The organism is Micromonospora sp. BQ32 (assembly GCF_059358895.1).
The window spans coordinates 1-18995 of record NZ_JCADBI010000023.1; the positions used below are offsets into that span (position 1 = coordinate 1).

12 protein-coding genes are annotated in these 18995 nt (G+C 72.7%); 4 read left to right on the top strand and 8 right to left on the bottom strand.

What is annotated here, in order from left to right:
* Positions 1-281: 281 nt before the first annotated feature.
* Positions 282-1445, bottom strand: a complete 1164-nt coding sequence (locus tag AC5L30_RS30005; RefSeq protein WP_494871382.1) for an acyl-CoA dehydrogenase family protein — start codon at positions 1443-1445, stop codon at positions 282-284.
* Between the two features lie 251 nt (positions 1446-1696).
* Between AC5L30_RS30005 and AC5L30_RS30010 the strand changes: the two genes are divergently transcribed.
* Both AC5L30_RS30010 and AC5L30_RS30015 read left to right on the top strand, forming a co-directional pair.
* Positions 1697-3124: a UDP-glucose dehydrogenase family protein gene (locus AC5L30_RS30010; RefSeq protein ID WP_494871384.1), complete on the top strand. Its 1428-nt coding sequence runs from the start codon at positions 1697-1699 to the stop codon at positions 3122-3124.
* Between the two features lie 150 nt (positions 3125-3274).
* On the top strand, positions 3275-8167 hold the full coding sequence (locus AC5L30_RS30015; protein WP_494871385.1) for an SCO7613 C-terminal domain-containing membrane protein: 4893 nt from the start codon (positions 3275-3277) through the stop codon (positions 8165-8167).
* A 212-nt stretch (positions 8168-8379) separates the two neighbouring features.
* On the opposite strand, the gene purE is transcribed toward AC5L30_RS30015, so the two are convergent.
* The 6 genes from purE to mca all read right to left on the bottom strand — a co-directional run bounded on the left by purE (position 8380) and on the right by mca (position 16331).
* The gene (purE, locus tag AC5L30_RS30020) at positions 8380-8871 is read right to left on the bottom strand and encodes a 5-(carboxyamino)imidazole ribonucleotide mutase (protein ID WP_494871386.1); all 492 of its coding nucleotides are present in this window, start codon (positions 8869-8871) and stop codon (positions 8380-8382) included.
* A gap of 32 nt (positions 8872-8903) precedes the next feature.
* Complete coding sequence (locus AC5L30_RS30025; RefSeq protein ID WP_494871388.1) at positions 8904-10079, bottom strand: 5-(carboxyamino)imidazole ribonucleotide synthase; 1176 nt, start codon at positions 10077-10079, stop codon at positions 8904-8906.
* A gap of 121 nt (positions 10080-10200) precedes the next feature.
* Positions 10201-12237, bottom strand: a complete 2037-nt coding sequence (locus tag AC5L30_RS30030) for a thioredoxin domain-containing protein (RefSeq protein WP_494871390.1) — start codon at positions 12235-12237, stop codon at positions 10201-10203.
* Positions 12238-12396: 159 nt separating this feature from the next.
* Positions 12397-14928 (bottom strand): putative bifunctional diguanylate cyclase/phosphodiesterase, encoded by a 2532-nt coding sequence (locus AC5L30_RS30035; RefSeq protein WP_494871392.1) that lies wholly within the window; start codon positions 14926-14928, stop codon positions 12397-12399.
* A 179-nt stretch (positions 14929-15107) separates the two neighbouring features.
* A complete protein-coding gene (locus AC5L30_RS30040) occupies positions 15108-15401 on the bottom strand; it encodes a hypothetical protein (RefSeq protein WP_494871394.1) in 294 nt (97 codons plus the stop codon).
* A gap of 48 nt (positions 15402-15449) precedes the next feature.
* On the bottom strand, positions 15450-16331 hold the full coding sequence (gene mca, locus AC5L30_RS30045; RefSeq protein ID WP_124854725.1) for a mycothiol conjugate amidase Mca: 882 nt from the start codon (positions 16329-16331) through the stop codon (positions 15450-15452).
* Between the two features lie 202 nt (positions 16332-16533).
* Here mca and AC5L30_RS30050 point away from each other — a divergent pair, with 202 nt between their 5' ends.
* Positions 16534-16974, top strand: a complete 441-nt coding sequence (locus tag AC5L30_RS30050; RefSeq protein WP_494871397.1) for a DUF4307 domain-containing protein — start codon at positions 16534-16536, stop codon at positions 16972-16974.
* A 156-nt stretch (positions 16975-17130) separates the two neighbouring features.
* Complete coding sequence (gene greA / locus AC5L30_RS30055; RefSeq protein ID WP_494871398.1) at positions 17131-17628, top strand: transcription elongation factor GreA; 498 nt, start codon at positions 17131-17133, stop codon at positions 17626-17628.
* Between the two features lie 97 nt (positions 17629-17725).
* On the opposite strand, the gene ilvA is transcribed toward greA, so the two are convergent.
* The gene (gene ilvA, locus AC5L30_RS30060; protein ID WP_494871400.1) at positions 17726-18946 is read right to left on the bottom strand and encodes a threonine ammonia-lyase; all 1221 of its coding nucleotides are present in this window, start codon (positions 18944-18946) and stop codon (positions 17726-17728) included.
* Positions 18947-18995 lie beyond the last annotated feature (49 nt).

Below are 18995 nucleotides of genomic sequence, written 5' to 3' on the forward strand. Positions count from 1 at the left end.
GAAGAAGGCGATGTTGACGACCAGGATGAGGAGCAGCGCCACGGCGCGCAACGCGTCGACGTCGACGATCCGGGACAGCGTCCCGGACGACGCTCGGCTCTCGACGGGCGGGCCCTTGATGGAGTGGCTCACGGGACGACCTCCGGAACGGACGGGCATCGTGTTCGGTGACTGTCCTGTGACCCTATGAAGTTGCCTGTCCCGGACGACAGCCGGTGAGCGGGAAGATGGCAGGTGGGGTAGGCCCTACCCCACCTACCCCGAGCTACCAAAAGCCCGAATCAGCCCTTCAGGAGCTCCCGCGCCATGACGATCCGCTGGACCTGGTTGGTGCCCTCGTAGATCTGAGTGATCTTGGCGTCCCGCATCATCCGCTCGACCGGGTAGTCCCGCGTGTAGCCGTAGCCGCCGAGCAGCTGCACCGCGTCGGTGGTGATCTCCATGGCGGCGTCCGAGGCGAAGCACTTCGCGGCCGCGCCGAAGTAGGTGAGATCCGCGTCGCCACGCTCCGACTTGCCGGCAGCCGCATACGTGAGCTGCCGGGCCGCCTCAAGCTTCATGCCCATGTCGGCGAGCATGAACTGGACCCCCTGGAACTCGGCGACCGCCTTGCCGAACTGCCGACGCTCGGCCACGTACCCCTTGGCGTAGTCGAGCGCGCCCTGCGCGATCCCGACGGCCTGCGCGGCGATGGTGACCCGGGTGTGGTCCAGGGTCTTCATCGCGGTCGCGAAGCCGGTGCCCTCCGCGCCGATCATCCGGTCGGCGGGGATCCGCACGTTGTCGAGGTAGACCTCGCGGGTGGGCGAGCCCTTGATGCCGAGCTTCTTTTCTGGTGCGCCGAAGCTCACCCCGGCATCGGACTTCTCGACCACGAAGGCCGAGATGCCCCGGGACCGGACGGACGGGTCGGTGACGGCGAAGACGGTGTAGAACTCGGACACGCCGGCGTTGGTGATCCAGCGCTTCACGCCGTTGAGCACCCAGTGATCCCCGTCACGTACCGCCCGGGTGGTCATCGACGCCGCGTCGCTGCCCGCCTCCGGCTCGGAGAGGCAGTACGAGAACATCGCGTCACCGGCCGCGACCGGCGTCAGGTACCGACTCTTGAGCTCGGCGGAACCGGACAACAACAGCGGCATGGTGCCGAGTTTGTTCACCGCCGGGATCAGCGAGGAGGACGCGCAGGCCCGGGCCACCTCCTCGATCACGATGGCGGTGGCCAGCGCATCCGCCCCCGCACCGCCGTACTCCTCGGGGATGTGCGGGGCGTGGAAGTCGGCCGCGCGCAGCGCGTCGTAGGACGCCTTGGGAAACTCCCCGGTCTCGTCGGCCTCCGCGGCGTGCGGAGCTACCTTCGCGGCGCAGACCTCACGCACCGCTTCCCGGATCGCCTGGTGCTCCTCGGGCAACCGGTAGACGTCGAACGAATCCCCTGCGGCCATCTCGGCCCTCCCCTTCACCGCTATCATGCGCAGTCTGTGACGACTCCTGACCGCTGACCGCGCAGACTGAAGACTAACGACTGCAGTTCAGGTGATGTTACCGGCGCGTAGGTATGGGCAAGATGGTGCACCTCACGCGCTGGGCGATGATGGAGACCGACACAGTGAGCCACCCCTCCGGTGCCCCGCCCAGGCGCCGCAGCAGAATGCGACGCGACGACGCGACGCCAGCGCGAGCGGAGAAGACAGGCGTGACGATCCCCTACCCCACCATCCAGCCGACCCCCGCCATCGCCACGGTGACACCGCCCTCGGGCGCACCCCGGCCGCGGGTGACGTTCCTGGGGACTGGTTACCTCGGTGCGACGTACGCCATCTGCTACGCCGAACTGGGGTACGAGGTACTCGGTTACGACGTCGACGCCGACAAGATCGCGATGCTGAACGCCGGTCAGGTGCCGATCCACGAGCCCGGCCTGGACGAGCTGCTGCGGCGCAACCTCGCCGCCGGGCGCCTCCGGTTCAGCACCGACATCGCCGAGACCGCCGAGTTCGGTGACGTGCACTTCATCTGCGTCGGCACCCCTCAGCGGGCCGACGGCATGGGCGCCGACCTGTCGTACGTCGAGGCGTCGGTCACCAGCCTCGCGCAGCACCTGACCCGCAAGGCGTTGATCGTCGGCAAGTCCACCGTGCCGGTCGGCACCGCCGAGTGGGTCGAGCAGCTCGTCGGCAAGCACACCCCGAACAACCTGGACGTCGAGGTGGCGTGGAGCCCCGAGTTCCTCCAGGAGGGCTTCGCCGTCGACGACGTCCTGCGGCCCAACCGGATCGTGGTCGGCGTCAAGAGCGAGTGGGCCAACGGCATGCTCTACGCCGCCCACAAGGGCGTGTTCGACCTGGCCGCCACGGAGGACCGCGAGGTGCCTCTGGTCGTCACCGACTTCTCCACCGCCGAGCTGGTGAAGGTCGCCGCGAACGCCTTCCTGGCCACCAAGATCTCCTTCATCAACGCGATGGCCGAGGTCTGCGAGGCCTCCGGTGGCGACGTCACCCAGCTGGCCCGCGCGATCGGCTACGACCCGCGGATCGGCAACCGGTTCCTCCAGGCCGGCCTCGGCTTCGGAGGCGCCTGCCTGCCCAAGGACATCCGGGCCTTCCAGGCCCGGGCCCAGGAGCTGGGCGCCGGCGAGGCGCTGCGCTTCCTGCACGAGGTCGACCTGATCAACCTGCGCCGGCGTACCCGGGTGCTTCAGCTCGCCGCGGACCTGCTCGGCCGCCGCTCCGGCCCCGCCGGCCCGGACTTCTCCGGCACCCGGATCGCCGTGCTCGGTGCCACCTTCAAGCCCAACACCGACGACGTCCGTGACGCCCCGGCGCTCGCCGTCGCCGCGCTGCTGCACAAGGCCGGCGCCGACGTGCACGTGTACGACCCGCAGGGCACCGAGAACGCCCGCCGCGCGGTTCCCGAGTTGACCTACGAGAGCAGCATCAACGAGGCGGTCAGCGACGCCGACCTGGTCTGCGTTCTCACCGAGTGGGCCGACTTCCGCAACGCCGATCCGGTCGCCCTCGGCGAGTTGACCAAGGGCCGCAAGGTCGTCGACGGCCGCAACTGCCTCGACTCGGCACTGTGGACCCAGGCGGGCTGGGAGTACCGGGGCATGGGTCGCCCCTGACGAAACCGACGCCCACCGGCCGGTCATCGAGCAGCTCGATGACCGGCCGGTGTCGTTGTTTGCCCCGGACCCGCCGACAAGAGTCGAAATCCGCGCCAGCTTTGGGCATGCTGCGACAGTGGGAGTCCACAGTGCGGGTGGAGGGGTGTCGTGGCGACCTTTCAATGCTCCTCGTGCGGCCGGGAGATCAAGCCGGCCGTCCGATGCCCGCACTGTGGGGCAGATCAACCACAGTGGGTCGAGCACCTGGCCGACATTGAGCGCTCGATCGCGGAGATGAAGGCGCGCGACGCCGCCATCGCGCGTGAGCAGCGGCAGATCGCCGCCAAGATGCAGGCCGCGCTCTTCCAGCGGGACATCCTCGCCCACGCCGGCGAAGAGCGGATCAAGCAGGCCACCCGGCCACGCCGGGTGCTTCGCCGCCGCCCCGGCCGGCGGCCACCGACCGCCACCATGGGAGCGCCGCCCCGGGTGCCGCGCCAGGGCACTCCACCCGCCCCGGAGGATCCGCCGCCCCCGCCCCGGGCCACCTGGCTGGACGTGGACGACCCGGAGCACCCGCCGGAGGCATCCTCGCGCGAGGTGCAGAACATTCCGCTCGGGCTGGGCGCGCTGCTGCTCGGGGTGGCCGCGGTCGTCTTCGCCGCGGTCGCCACCAGCTCGATGGACGCGCTGGCCCGGCTGGGCATCCTGCTCCTGGCCACCGTGCTGATGCTGCTCGCCCCACCGGCGCTGGCCCGGCGCGGGCTCACCTCGACCGCCGAGACCATCGCCGCGGTCGGCCTGCTGCTGGTGCCGCTCGCCGGCAACGCCCTCTGGGCGGTGGACCGGATCGGCACCGGCGGGGGCTCCGGCACGGTCTTCGCCGGGGTGATCTTCGCGGTCACCGCCGCCGTCGCCTTCGGGTACGCCGGTTGGACGGGTCTGCGCGCGCCCCGCTTCGCCACCGTGCTCGCCGCGCAGCCGGTGCTGCCTCTGCTGGCGTACGACCAGATCACCGGCCCGGGCGGCTGGGCGCTGGTGCTGGCCCTGGTCGCCCTCGTCAACCTCGGCCTGGCCCGCTCCGGCGTGACCGTCGAACGCCCCGTCCGGCAGGACCTGCCGTCGCCGGGCACCCCGTCGACGCCCCGCCAACGCGACGCCGAGAGCCGGCCGGAGGGCGACCCGGAGGAGGCCGCCGAGCTGATCGACGCCAGCGCGGGCGCCGCCGACCCGCAGCCGACCCGCCCGGTGCCCGGCCTGCGTGAGCTGACCTGGTTGCTGCACGCCCTGGCGGTCGCCGTCTCGCTGGCGTACGCGGTCACCGCCCTGCTGCGGGCACAGACCGTGCCGACCGCGACCGGCGCCGGGGTGGTGCTGCTGCTGGCCGCCACGATCGGGCTGGCCGGCGCGCTGGTGCTGCGTCGCCCGCCGCTGCCCGACGTCGCGGCCGGCATCGTCACCCTGGCGGTGATCGGCTCACTCAGCCGAATCGCCTCGGTGGCACTCCCCGGCCGGGCGCTGCTGCTGATCGCGGCGGTCATCACGGTGACCGGGCTGGCGGTGCGCGCGGTCCCCGAGGCGGCCCGACGTGGCCCACAGATCGCCTCCGCGGTGGCGCTGACCGTCAGCGGTCTGGTGGTCGCCGGCGGCGCGCTACGCGCCGGGGTGGCACCGGTCCGGGCGGCACTGCCCGCCTGGGGCCCCGACCTCAGCCGCTACCCGGGCGAGTTGGCCGCCGCGGTCGGGCCGACCACCTGGCAGCTCGCGGGTGCCGCGTTCCTGCTCACCATCGCGGCGGTGCTGGCCCTGCCCACCGAGATCCGGCGGGAGTTCGCGGTCGCCGGCGCGGCGCTGACCGCGCTCGCCGTCCCGGCCTCGTTCGGCCTCGGCTGGGTGACGGCACCCTGGCCAATGGTGATCACCGCGATCGGCATCGGGGTCATCGGGCTCTCCGCCCGCACCGACCGTGCCGCCGTGGCGCACGCCATCGGGGCGGCCGTGGTCGGCCTGTTCGGCGCGGGCACCAGCCTGTCCAGTCCCACCCTCACGGCCGCAGTTCTGATCACCCTGTTCGTGGCCGGCACGCTGGTCGCGCTGGCGCCCCGGATCCGGATCGCCTCGGCCGCCTCCGACACGGTCACCGCCTGGGCCGCCGGCGGCGCCGCGTTCGCGCTGCCCGGGGCGGTGGCCGCGTTCGTGGCCGCGTCCATGCCGAGCGACCCGACCCCCACCCCGGCGAGCCTGCGTGAGGTGACCGTCCCGGTCCTGGCGGCCAGCTTCCTCGCGGTCTGTGTGACCCTCGGCTACGCCGCCGTGGTGCAGGTCTCCCAGCGCCACATCCCCGCGCCGCTGTCGGTCGGCACCGGGCTGGGCGCGCTGGTGGTCACCGCCGCCGCGTTCGGGGCGCCCGGCGCGACCGTCGCCGACGCCTGGGTCGGTGCGCTCCTGCTGGTCGCGGCGGTGCTGCTCTTCCTGGCCCCCTCCATCGACGCCGGCCGGCGCGCCGACCTCACCCTCGACGGTTCGGACCTGGCCGCCGCGGCGGTCACCACCGCCCTGATCGCCACGCTGGTACGGATCGGCGCGGTGCTCGCCCCGGGCGGGCAACTGGTGGTGGCCGCCGCCCTGCTCCTGGTGGTCGCCGTGGGCGCGCGCAGCATGCCGGAGGAGTGGCGACGCGGCCCGATCCTCGGCCTCACCGTCGGCGGTGCCCTGATCGGCGTCCTCGCCGGCTGGTCGGCGGTGCGCGGTGGGGTCGGCGTGCTGGCCACCCCCGGCCCTATCTGGAGGGGCGACCTGAGTGACTGGCCGGCCGCCCCCGTCGGCGGTGCCACCTGGCAGGCGCCGGTCGCGCTGGCGCTGCTGGCCCTCGCCGCCGGCATCCTGCTCCCCCCGCCGTGGCGCTGGGACGTGTCCGGTGTGGCGGTGGTGCTCGCCACGATCGGCGCGCCGGCCGCGTTCGATCTGGCCTGGTGGTCGCCGGTCCTGGTGGGCGGAATGGTCGCCACCGTGTTCGGCATGGCCGCGGTGGCCACGGAGGAGGCGCGGGCCGGGCTGTCCCGGGCCACCGTGGCCGGGGTCGTCGCGCTGCACGCCGCCGGAGCCGGACTGGTCCGTCCGTGGACCACCGCCCTGGCGCTGGGCAGCATCGCGCTGATCGGCGTGGTGGTGGCCATGCTGGCCCGCGTCCTCGCCGGCCCACAGGTCACCGACATCGACACCGACGGGCTGCCGCCGCACCTGGCGCAGATCGGCGGCGCGGCGATCGGTGCCGCCCTGCTGGCCCTCCCCGGTGCGGTGGCGGCACTGGCCGCCGAGTTCGAACACTCGGCGCAGGTGGTGCTGACCGCCGCGCTGGCCGCGACCAGCCTCGGCCTGGCCGCCGTGGCCGCGGTCCGCCGGCAGGTGCCGCAATATCTGCCCTGGGTCAGCGTTGCGGTGGTCGGCGGGGCCACCATCAGCGCCCTCGCCGCCATCCCCACCGGCCTCGCCGCCGGCGTCTACGCGGCCGCCGCCGCCCTGCTCGGCGTGCTGGCCGAGCTGATCCGCGGGGCCACTGTGCCGCCCACCGGCGCCGCTCAGCCGGTCCGGCGCTGGGCGGTACGCCTCGACGGCGCCCTACGGCGGTTGCCGGACGACCCGGAGCGACGGCGATGGCGGGTCAACCCGGCCGCGGGTGCGTTGGCCGCGGCAGCGCTTCCGACCGCCCTGGCACTCGCCTCGATCGCACCCGCGCTGGTCACCGCCCTGGTGGAGCCGCACCGCACCCTGACCCGGATCTGGCAGGGCCCGCCGCCGGAGCTGCTCACCCCACCGCCGGACGTGGTCAACCCGACCCACGTGCTGACGGCGCTGCTGCTCACCGCGACCGCCGCGCTGGCCGCCACCGGGTTCAGCGGTGGCCGGCGGTCCCGGGCGGTGCCGGTGGTGCTGCCCGGGGCAGCCGTCACGCTGCTGATCGCACCCCTCGCGCTGGGCCAGGGCTGGCCCGCCAGCACCGTCGCCGCGCTCTCGGTCTTCACCATCGCGATGCTCGGTCTCGCGCTGACCCCACCGCCGCCGCTGGCCGAACGGGCCCGCTCGCTGCGGCTGGCCCGGGTGCTGGTGTTCGCCATCGGTCTGGCCGGTGGCAGCGCCGGGCTCGCCGGCAGCCTGGCCGACCGGCAGATGACCCTGTTCACCCTCGGCAGCGCGGTCGGGGTGGGCGCGGTAGCGGCGCTGTTCGGCACCACCCAGCGGGCGCGCATCCTCGGCTGGCTCTTCGCCTCACTCCTGGCGCAACTCTTCGTGCTCACCGCCGGCCTGGTCGCCGGGCTGGCGGCGGTCTGGTCCGCGTTCGGGGTGCTGGCCGTCGGCGCGGTTCTACAGGTGCTCGCCGCGACCCTGCCCCGGCTGCGCCGCCCCGAGGCGCAGCGGGAAGCCTCCACGGTGGAATGGACCGGGTACGCTGCCGCGCTGATCGCGTTGGCCCTCGCCTTCGACTCGCCCCGACACATCGCCGCCCTGCTGGCCGCCTGGGGCGCTGTCCTCGGGGTGGCCGCGACCCGACCCGGCCGCCGGCCGGTGGAACGCCGGATCCTGTTCTGGGCGGTGGTGGTCTGTGAGATCACCGCGTGGTGGATCCTGATGCGAGTCGCCGACGTGGCGCTGCCCGAGGCGTACACGCTGCCGTTCGCCGCCCTGGCCCTCCTCGTCGGAGTCCTGGAGCTGCGCCACCGACCGGACATGAGCAGTTGGGTGGCGTACGGGCCGGCGTTGGTGGCGGCCTTCGTGCCGACGCTGGCCATCGTGCTGGCCACCGAGTCGAGCACGATGCGGCAGATGCTGCTGCTGCTCGGCGCGGTCGCGGTGCTGATCTTCGGCTCGTCCAGTCGGCAGCAGGCGCCGGTGATCGTCGGCGCGTCGGTCACCGCGATCGCGGCGATCCACGCCCTGTTCAGCCTGGGTCCGTGGCTGGCGCTGATCCCGGTGGGCATCCTGCTACTGGTGCTCGGCGCGAGCAACGAGCGCCGCCGCCGCGCCCAGGAACGCCTACAGACCGCCCTCCGCGGCATGAGATAAAACGGAGGGTCCCTGCGGCGTGGGTGAGTGGGCGCGGTGAGACTAACCGGAGGGTCCCTGCGGCGTGAGTAAGTGGCGCGGTGAGTGGGCCGGGTTCGCGGGCCCAAGCGTTCGCCGCGCGCGATCTTGCACTTTCTGGTGCATAGGGGGCAGAAGCCGCGAAGCAGCGACCGAAAGTGCAAGATCGCGGGTGGTGTGGGGGTTCGCGGGGGCTAGCGCAGGGTGGCTTGGAGGGCGGCTTCCTTGGTTGCCACCAGCTTTTCCAGATCCTGCTGGTAGGTCGCCATCTTGGCGCGCAGGGCCTCGTCACTGGCGCCGAGGATCCGTACGGCGAGCAGGCCGGCGTTGCGGGCGTTGCCGATCGACACGGTGGCGACCGGAATGCCGGCCGGCATCTGCACGATGGACAGCAGTGAGTCCATGCCGTCGAGGTGCTTCAGCGGCACCGGCACACCGATCACCGGCAGCGGCGTCACCGAGGCGACCATGCCGGGCAGCGCGGCGGCACCCCCGGCCCCCGCGATGATCACCTTGAGGCCCCGGTCGGCGGCGTCGCGCCCGTACTCGATCATCGCGACCGGAGTCCGATGGGCCGAGATCACCCGCACCTCGTACGCCACGCCGAAGTCGTCCAGCACCTCGGCGGCGGCCCGCATGGTCGGCCAGTCCGAGTCGCTGCCCATGATCAAGCCAACCGTGCTCACTGCGGCCCTCTCGTCGTTCCCGAAACCGTGGCTCACTCGTGCCCCTCGCGCAGCCAGCGCGCGGCCCGTGCGGCCCGGGCCCGCAGGTCGTCCAGGTCGTCGCCGAGCACCGTGACGTGCCCGATCTTGCGGCCAGGTCGGACCTGCTTGCCGTACAGGTGCACCTTGGCGCCCGGCTCGGCGGCGAAGAGGTGGTGCAACCGCTCGTCGATCGACATTCCGCCCGGCTCACCGCCCAGCACGTTCGCCGACACCACCACCGGGGCGGTCAGCGCGGTGTCACCCATCGGGTAGTCCAGCACGGCCCGCAGGTGCTGCTCGAACTGCGAAGTCCGGGCACCCTCGATGGTCCAGTGCCCGGAGTTGTGCGGACGCATCGCCAGCTCGTTGACCACGATCGCGGGCCGACCGGCGTCGTCGCGCACCTCGAACAGCTCCACGGCCAGCAGGCCGATCACACCGAGCGCGGTGGCCAGGTCGATGGCGAGCTGCTGCGCGGCGACCGCCAACTCCTCGTCCAGCCCGGGCGCCGGTGCCAGCACCTCCACGTTGATGCCGTCGCGCTGCACCGTCTCGACCACCGGGTACGCGGCCACCTGACCGAACGGCGAACGGGCCACCTGCACGGCCAACTCCCGCCGCAGCGGCACCCGCTCCTCGACGATCAGCCGGGTGCCGCCGGCGAGCAGCGTGGTCGCCAGCTCGGCGGCCTGGGCGGCGTCGTCGACCATCCAGACGCCCCGGCCGTCGTAGCCACCCCGGGCCGCCTTCAGCACCACCGGCCAGCCGACCTGCTCGCCGAAGCCGACGAGGTCGGCGGGCTCGCCGACCGGCCGCCAGGCCGGGTTGGGCGCACCCAGCTCGGTCAGGCGTTCCCGCATGACCTGCTTGTCCTGGGCGTGCAGCAGCGCGTCCGCCGGCGGGTACAGGGGCACCCCTTCCGCCGCCAGCGTGCGGATGTGCTCGGAGGGCACCTGCTCGTGGTCGAAGGTGACGACGTCGCAGCCCTTGGCGAAGGTGCGCAGGGCGGACAGGTCGGTGTGGTCGCCGTACTGGACGTCGGCGGCGACCAGCGCCGCGCCGTCGTCGGGGGCGGTCGCGAGCACACGCAGTGACTGGCCGAGGGCGATCGCGGCCTGGTGGGTCATCCGGGCCAACTGGCCGCCACCCACCATGCCGACAACTGGCAGACCGGTACGGGAATCCATAGCGCGGCCAGCCTATCCGGGCCGCTGACGTGCCCTCCCGGAGGGCTGGCGACCCGCCTCGGAAGCGCTGGCGGGACCACCCGGCGTGCGGGGTGGGCGACTACCGGGCGTGGCCGTGCGGTCAGCTCAGCTGGGCCATCAGGTCCTCGACCGAGGTGACCGGCCGTTGACAGACGAAACCCCGGCAGACGTACGCGGCGGGCCGCCCGTCGACCAGCTGCCGGTCGGCGAGCAGCGGCACACCCGGCTGGTCCGGACGCCCGGCGACGACCACCGCTCCGGGCGGGGCGTGCCGGCGAGCGGCGGTCACCAGGGGGTCACCGGCCGGGTCGTCGGTGACCACGGCGATCTCGTACGGCCCGGAGAGCAACGCCTCGCCGACCATGGCCGCGTACCCGGTGAACCGGGGGTGCTTACCGACGATCGGCGCGACCGTGCCGAGGGCCGCCTCGGCGGCCTCCCGGTAGCGCGTCTCCCCGGTCAACGCCGTGTACGCCACCAGCCCGGCGATCAACGCCGACCGGCCGGACGGGGTGGCGTTGTCGGTCGGGTCGGCCGGCCGGGCGACGAGCCGCTCCGCGTCGTCGGCGGTGTCGTAGAACGCGCCACCGGGCGCGGCGAAGTGCGCCAGGGCGGTGTCCAGTAGTTGGCCGGCCAGAGTGAGCCAGCGGCCCTCGCCGGTGAGCTGGTGCAGCGCGCAGAATGCCTCGGCCACACAGCCGTAGTCCTCGAGGACACCGGCCGGCTCGCCGACCTTGCCATCCCGGGAGACCCGGCGCAGCCGGCCGTCCACCAGGTGCACCGTGGCCAGGTGCTCGGCGGCCTGGCGCATCGCCCCGTCGGCGACGATCGTGACGCCGTCCATCAGGTTGGCATCCTCGTCCTGCGGGGACGCGTACACGGCGGCGACCTGCTGGAACTCGGCGATGGCGGTGATCGCCAGGCCGTTCCAGGCGGCCACCACCTTGTCATCGAGGGCCGGCTGGGGGCGGGTGTCCCGGGCGGCGAGCAGTCGTCCCACCACCTGCTGCCAGCGGGCACGCACCTCGGGCGCGGCGTCGTCCACGTCTCGGGCCAGTTTGAGCACGCTCATGCCGTGTTCGAAGGTGCCCTCGTCGGTGACGGTGAACAGGTCGGCGGCGAACCGGCCGTCCTCCTCGCCCAACGCCTCGACGAGTTGGGCGGGCGTCCAGGCGTAGGTGAGCCCCTCGACGCCCTCGGTGTCGGCGTCCAGTGCGGACGCGAAACCCTGCCCCGGCCGGTGCAGCTCGTCGGCGAGGAACCGGGCGGTGTCCCGGGCCACCCGGCGGGCCAGCGGGTCACCGGTGAGGCGCCACAGCTGGGTGTAGACCCGCAGCAACAGCGCGTTGTCGTAGAGCATCTTCTCGAAGTGCGGCACCGTCCAGTGCGCGTCCACCGAGTACCGGGCGAAGCCGCCCGCGAGCTGGTCGTAGATGCCGCCCCGGGCCATCGCTTCGGCGGTGTGCCGGGTGATCTCCAGGCTGCCCGGGTCGCCGGTGCGCTGGTGGTGGCGCAGCAGGAAGAGCAGGTTCATGTGCGGCGGAAACTTCGGGGCGCCACCGAACCCGCCGTTCGTGGCGTCGTGCTCGCTGGCCAGCTTGGCGGCTGCCGCGTCGAGCAGCGGGGGGTCCAGCGGGGCGGTGGGGCCGCCCACGGCCTGGGCGCCGCCGATCGCCTCGACCACGGCGGCGCCCTGGCCCAGCACCGCCTCGCGCTGCTCCCGCCAGGCGGTGGCGACCGACTGGAGCAACTGGATGAAGTTGGGTCGCGGGAAGTAGGTGCCGCAGAAGAACGGGGTGCCGTCCGGGGTGGCGAAGACGGTCATCGGCCAGCCGCCCTGGCCGGTCATCGCCTGGGTCGCGGTCATGTAGACCGCGTCCACGTCCGGGCGCTCCTCACGATCCACCTTGATCGACACGAAGTTGTCGTTCATCAGGGCGCCGACCTGCGCGTTCTCGAACGATTCGTGCGCCATCACATGGCACCAGTGGCAGGCCGCGTAGCCCACCGAGATGAGCACCGGAACGTCGCGCCGCTTCGCCTCGGCGAACGCCTCGTCCGACCAGGGCCACCAGTCGACCGGGTTGTCGGCGTGCTGGAGCAGGTACGGGCTGGTGGCGTCGACGAGTCGGTTCACCTGACGACCATAGCCAGAGCCGGCGCGGACCGCGCGGGCTCCACCCGGACGGTCATCTGTCCGCCACCCGCCGGGAGCGGCCCGGACCGGGGGCCCGGGCCGGAGACCGTCACCCCTTCTTGAGCCGGACCACGGCGGTGGCGGCGTCGCGCCGGCTGGTCAGGACGCGCCGTCGGCGCGGAGCCGGAACACGTTCGACTCCGCCGAGTCGCGCAGCGACCCGAGCACCGCGCCGATCTTGTCCGCCGGCATCGGCTTGAAGAAGTGGTAGCCCTGCGCGGAGGTGCACCCCAGCTCGGCCAGGGCCATCCGCTGCTCGGCGGTCTCCACCCCTTCGGCGACCACCCGCAGCCCCAACTCGTGAGCGAGGCCCACCGTCGTCCGGACGATCGCCGCGGCTTCCGGCGAGTCGGCCATCCGGATGACGAAGGAGCGGTCCACCTTCAACTCGTCCACCGCGATCCGGGTGAGGAAGGTCAGCGACGAGAAGCCGGTGCCGAAGTCGTCGACCGCGAGTTGCACGCCCATCGACCGGAGCGTCGCCAGCACCTCGTCGATGACCTCCAGCTCGCTCATCACCACCGTCTCGGTGATTTCCAGAACGAGCCGGCGCGGCGGCACCTGGTGGCGGCGCAGCGCGTCGGCGATCTCCGCGGGCAACCGGGGGTCGAGCAGGCTGCGCGCCGAGAGGTTGACCGAGATCGGGACGTCCAACCCCTCCCGGGCCCAACCGGCGGCCACGCTGAGCGCCTTGTTCAGCACGTAGCGGGTGAAGGTGCCGAGCTGCTCGCTGTTCTCCACCGGCCGGATGAAGTCGGCCGGGTTCAGCCACCCACGCCGGGGGTGCTGCCAACGGATCAGCGCCTCCACCCCGGTGGGGGCACCCGTGGCCAGGTCGACCGCCGGTTGCAGTGCCAGCACCAGTTGATCGTCGACCTTCAGCGCCTCACGCAGCTCGGCCAGCAGGGCGAGCTGGTCGGTGCTGGCCGCGTCGCGCGCGCCGTCGTACGCGGCGACGTTGCCGCCGCCCTCCTTGGCCTGGTACATCGCGATGTCGGCCCGACGCAGCAGCTCGGTCAGGTCTGCGGTGCCAGCGGCGGCCACCACCACACCGACCGAGACCTCGATGGACATCCGTACGCCGGCCACCTCGGTCGGCGCGGCCAACCGCTCGGCGATCTCGCGGGCCTGGCGCAACGCGTGGGCCATCGGGGCGGCCGGGTCACCGAGCACCGGCACCGCCGTGAGCAGCAGCGCGAACTCGTCGCCGCCGAGGCGGCCGAGCAGGTCGCCGGTGCGGACCAGCGTGTTGAGTCGGTTCGCGGTGAGCCGCAGCAGCTGGTCACCCGCAGCGTGGCCGAGGGTGTCGTTGACTTCCTTGAACTGGTTGATGTCCAGCAGCAGCAGCGCCACCGGGTGATCGTGGCTGAGCTGTCGCAGCGACTGATCGCCCTTGCTCAGCATCGCCGCCCGGTTGGCGAGCCCGGTGAGCGGGTCGTGCACCGCCTCGTACGACGAACGGGCGGTCACCAGCCGCAGCTCGTGGTGGGTCGCGGCGTCGTGCAGCGCGGCGGCGAGCGCGTCGCCGAACGCGGCCACCGCGTCACGCTCCCGGGCCGTGGGCGGGGCCGAGCGGGGGAACCGCACCCGCAGCCGACCGACCGGCGCGGCGCCGACCGACAGCGCCCGGCTCAGCTCGTGCTCGTCCGGCTCCGACTGGTCCGGTGGGCCGGTCTCCCGGTCGACCAGCTGACCGCTGGCGTCTCCCCGGTAGCGGTGCCACCGGCCGTCGGACCGGGCCACGTCGACGTCCACCAGTTCGGCGTTGAACAGCGTCAGCGCCCCGGTGACCGCCGCGCTGGCCACGCCCCGCTCGTCGAGCTGGTTGAGGGCCGCGGTGGCCTCGGCGAAGGCACGCCAGGTGCGGCGCTCCTGGTCGGAGCGCAGCCGGTAACGGTAGGTCTGCTGAAGCAGCCACAGCAGCGGCGGCAGCAACAGCAACCAGCGCGGGTCCAGCTCCAGCAGGGCGACCACGACGAGGCCGACCGCCACGTTGCCGACGAACATCAGCAGCTTGCCGCGTAGCGCGGCGAGCAGCGGCGGCCCGATCGGCAGCCCGTGCCGCAGACCCAACGTCACGCCGCCCAGCCAGGCGGTCACCAGGAGGTACGTCACCGAACCGGCGATCACGGCCAGCGCCAGCATCGGGGTGGGCGGTGAGAGCAGCGGCCGCCCGAGCGCGGTGGTCACGGAGACGGCCAGGGCGGACGCGGCGGCCAGCGACGCGGCGATCCGGACGATCTCCAGGGCCGGACGGCGGTCGTTGTGCAGTGACAGCATCGTCCAGGCCAGCCCGGTGCCGAGCAGCGTGGCGGACGGGAGCCAACCGGCCGGAGTCAGGTAGAGGCAGACGATCAGGGCCGCCTCACCCCAGGTGATGCTGACCATGCCCGCGGCCGAGCGGAACCGCAGCCGGGCGAGTTGGGCGAGGGCCAGGACGGCGACGGCGATGCCGAAGCGGGCCGGACCGCCGAGGGGGTCGTCGGCCGGTAGCCGGACCGGGAGGGCCAAGCCGACCGCGGCGGCGGCCAGGGCGGTCAGCGTGACGGCGGCGGTGAGCACGAGCAGCCGGCCCGGTGTGCCACGCACCCCGAGCCGATCGAACGGTTCGTCGGCCGGACCGGAGGTCATCGACCTCCCCCGTCAGCCGACCGACCGACGTCGCGGCGGGCGGCCGGTGCTGTGCTGGTCATCGGCGCCCCCTCCCGCACACGGCTCGGAGACTTTTGGTCCCCCCGGCGGAAGGCTAAGCCAAACCGGGTGGCCGCAACAGGGGGCGACCAACCGGTTCGGCGTGATTCATGCGCGGACTACCCGTTCAGGTGCTGCTGGTGCCCGTTGGGAGCGGGCGTGGATGAATCACGCCCCCCGGTCCCGTCTGTCGGATCGACGACTGCCGCGTCGGCCCTGGTCGGGTCGGCCGAGCCGGACTGCTGGGGGAAACGGTCCGGCAGGCGGCGCAGCCGAGTGTTCATGTTGCGGATCAGCAGGATGGTCGCGGTGGCCAGCAGCAGGATGAGGAAGAGGCCCATCGGCCCGGCCAGACCACCCGTGCGGGTGTCCCCGAAGTTGTTCTCCGCGAGCACCTGGGCAGCGGTCAGCATGGCGTTCCTCCGATGTGCGGTTGGTAACCAGGGTAGCCCCGCCGGGAATCAGCGCGCGTGCGCCGTCTCCCGCACCCCCGCGAAGAGATCGGACTCGGGCAGCGGGCTGTCGACCATCGAGCGGGCCAGCTCGTAATCCTCGGTCGGCCAGGCACGTTTCTGGAGCTCCATCGGCACGTGGAACCAGAAGCCGTCCGGGTCGACCTGGGTGGCGTGGGCACGCAGCGCGTCATCGCGGACCGGAAAGTATTCGGCGCACTCGACGCGGGTGGTGATCCGTGGGCCCTTGTCGGGGCGATCCTCCCACCGCTTGAGCCACTCCTCGTAGGGCGACTCCAGACCGGCGGCCAGCATGCCCTCGTGCAGGGCCATGATCTTGCCCTTGGAGAAGCCGATGTCGTAGTAGAGCTTCAGCGGCTGCCAGGGCGCGCCCAGCTCCGGGTAGCGCTCCGGGTCACCGGCGGCCTCGAACGCGGCCACGCTCACCTTGTGGCACATGATGTGGTCCGGGTGCGGGTAGCCACCCTCTTCGTCGTACGTGGTCACCACGTGCGGACGGAACTCGCGCATCAGCCGCACCAGCGGACCCGCGGCGACCTCGACGTCCTGGAGGGCGAAACAGCCCTCGGGCAACGGCGGCAGCGGATCGCCCTCGGGCAGACCCGAGTCGACGAAGCCCAGCCATGCCTGGTCGACACCGAGGATGGCTCGCGCGGCGTCCATCTCGGCACGCCGGATCTCGCCGATGTTGGCCCACACGTCGGGCCGGTCAAGCTTGGGGTTGAGCACGCTCCCGCGCTCGCCGCCGGTGCACGTCACCACCAGGACGTCCACCCCCTGAGCGACATACTTCGCCGTCGTCGCCGCGCCCTTGCTCGACTCGTCGTCCGGGTGCGCGTGCACGGCCATGAGACGCAGTTGCTCTGCCAACTTCGGCGCTCCTCGTCTGTGCCGGACGGTGGACCCGACCGGGCTCGACCGGCTGACCTGCCGGGATCTTTCCTCACCGCACCCTTCGCCGGTCACCAGCGCCGGGCATGACCTGCCATTCCTGCCGCTGGACCGGGTGGGAGGATGGGGCTCTGTCATTCTTGCCGATGCCGCCGACAACAACGCCAGGAGATACCCGCCGGTGACCGAGACGCACGCCACAATTTCACCAGGCGCGCCGGTATTCCCGGCCGGGCGCTACGGCCGCCGTCGGGCGCCGGGCGGAAAGCGCCGTCGTACGCTGCTGGCCGCGCTGGCGCTGCTGGCGCTCGTGGCAACGCTGACCGTTATCTCGGTCCGGCTCTACCGCCAGTACGGCGACCCGGCATACGACGCCCAGGTGATCACGTACACCGACATCACGGACAATCAGGTGCTCGTCGACTTCCGGGTGACCGTCCCGGCGGGTGGATCAGCGGTCTGCGTACTGCGCGCCCGGGACCGTGCCGGCGCCGAGGTGGCCCGCGAACAGGTCACCGTGACCGCCGCTCCGGGGGATCGGCACGTCACGACCCGGCACCGCCTGGCCACCACCGCGCGGCCGTTCATCGGTGAGGTTCTGCGCTGCCGACCACCGTCCTGACCTGCCCGAACAGCGCCGAGGGCGGGGCGGATCGAGCGCCTACCGCGGGTGTCGGATCCGGACACCGGCGGTGATGGCCGACACGCTGTGTCGTACCGCACTGGTAACTTGGTAGTTCACCTGTCAGCCAGCCACGCACAACTGAGGAGAACGCCTGTGTCCACTGGCAACGAGGCGCCCGCCACCTGGCTGTCGCAGGACGCGTACGACCGCCTCCAGGCCGAGCTCGACGAGCACATCGCCAACCGCCCGGCGATCGCAGCCGAGATCAACGCTCGGCGCGAGGAGGGCGACCTGCGGGAGAACGGCGGCTACCACGCCGCCCGCGAGGAGCAGGGCAAGGCCGAGGGTCGCATTCGCTACCTGCAGGAGCTGCTGCGCACCGCGAAGGTCGGCGCGGCTCCCACCGCCGACGCGGTGTCGCCGGGCATGGTGGTGACGATCTACTTCGACGACGACACCAACGACACCGAGACCTTCCTGCTCGGTTCCCGGGAGATCGCGGCCACCACCGACCTGACCGTCTACAGCCCCGAGTCCGCGCTGGGCAAGGCGATCCTGGGCGGTCGAGCCGGGCAGACCTGCACCTACACGGCGCCCAGCGGCGCCGACATCAAGGTGACCGTGGTCAGCTTCGAGCCGTTCTCCGGCTGACCGTCGCCGACCGCGCCACCCGGTGCCGGCCGGGCTGACCGACGCCCGGCACCCACTGTCGAAACCCCGCGCATCCGAGGCGTGGCACCCACCGGTGTCACGCCTCGGCCGCGAAGACCACCTGGTAGCCGCTGGCCCGCAAGGCGCTGATCAGGGTGTCCGAGTGCTCGACGCCCCGGGTCTCCACCGACAGCGCCACCTCCACCTCGCCGAGGCTGAGGTGCGGGTTGGCCCGCTGGTGCTCCACGTCCACCACATTGGCCCGGTGCTCGGCGATCTGGCTGAGCAGCGACGCGAGCTGCCCCGGCCGGTCCGAACAGCGGACGGTCACCCGCAGATAGCGACCCGCCGCGGCCAACCCGTGCTCGATCACCCGCATCATCAGCAACGGGTCGATGTTGCCGCCGGAGAGCACCGCGACCACCGGGGTCTCCACCTCGACCACGCCGGCCAGCAGCGCGGCGACACCGACCGCCCCGGCCGGCTCGACCACCTGCTTACCCCGCTCCAACAGCATCAGCAGGGCCCGGGAGATGTCCTCCTCGGAGACCGTGACGATCTCGTCGACCAGCTTGCGCACGTGGTTGAAGGTGATCTCGCCCGGCCGGCCGACCGCGATGCCGTCGGCGATGGTGGAGAAGACGGGCAGCCGGACCGGCTCTCCGGCCACCAGTGAGGGTGGGAACGCCGCCGCCCCGGCCGCCTGCACGCCGATGATCCGGACGTCCGGCCGCAACGCCTTCGCGGCCACCGCCATGCCCGAGATCAGCCCGCCGCCGCCCACCCCGGTGATGATCGTCTTCACGTCCGGGCACTGTTCGAGGATTTCCAGCGCCACCGTGCCCTGCCCGGCGATCACATCGGGGTGGTCGAACGGGTGGATCAGCACCGCGCCGGTGCGCTCGGCGTACGTCTGCGCGGCCACCAGCGACTCGTCGACGGTGTTCCCCGCGAGCTCGACCTGCGCGCCGTACCCCTTGGTGGCGGCCACCTTCGGCAGCGGCGCGTTGACCGGCATGAAGACGGTGGCGTGCGTGCCGACCAGGCCGGCGGCGAGGGCCACGCCCTGCGCGTGGTTGCCCGCGCTCGCCGCGACCACACCCCGTTCCCGCTCCGCCGCCGACAACCGGGAGATCCGCACGTACGCGCCCCGCACCTTGTACGAGCCGGCGCGCTGCACGTTCTCGCACTTGAGCCACGTCGGCCCGCCCAGCGCCGCGCTGAGCGGCCGGGACGGCTCCAGCGGGGTGGTGCGGGTGACGCCAGCGAGCAACTCCCGTGCGGCCCGCACGTCGTCGAGACCGACCAGTTCCGTCATGCCCCGATCGTGCCACCCGCCTGCGCAGCCCTCGGCGGCGACACCGGAG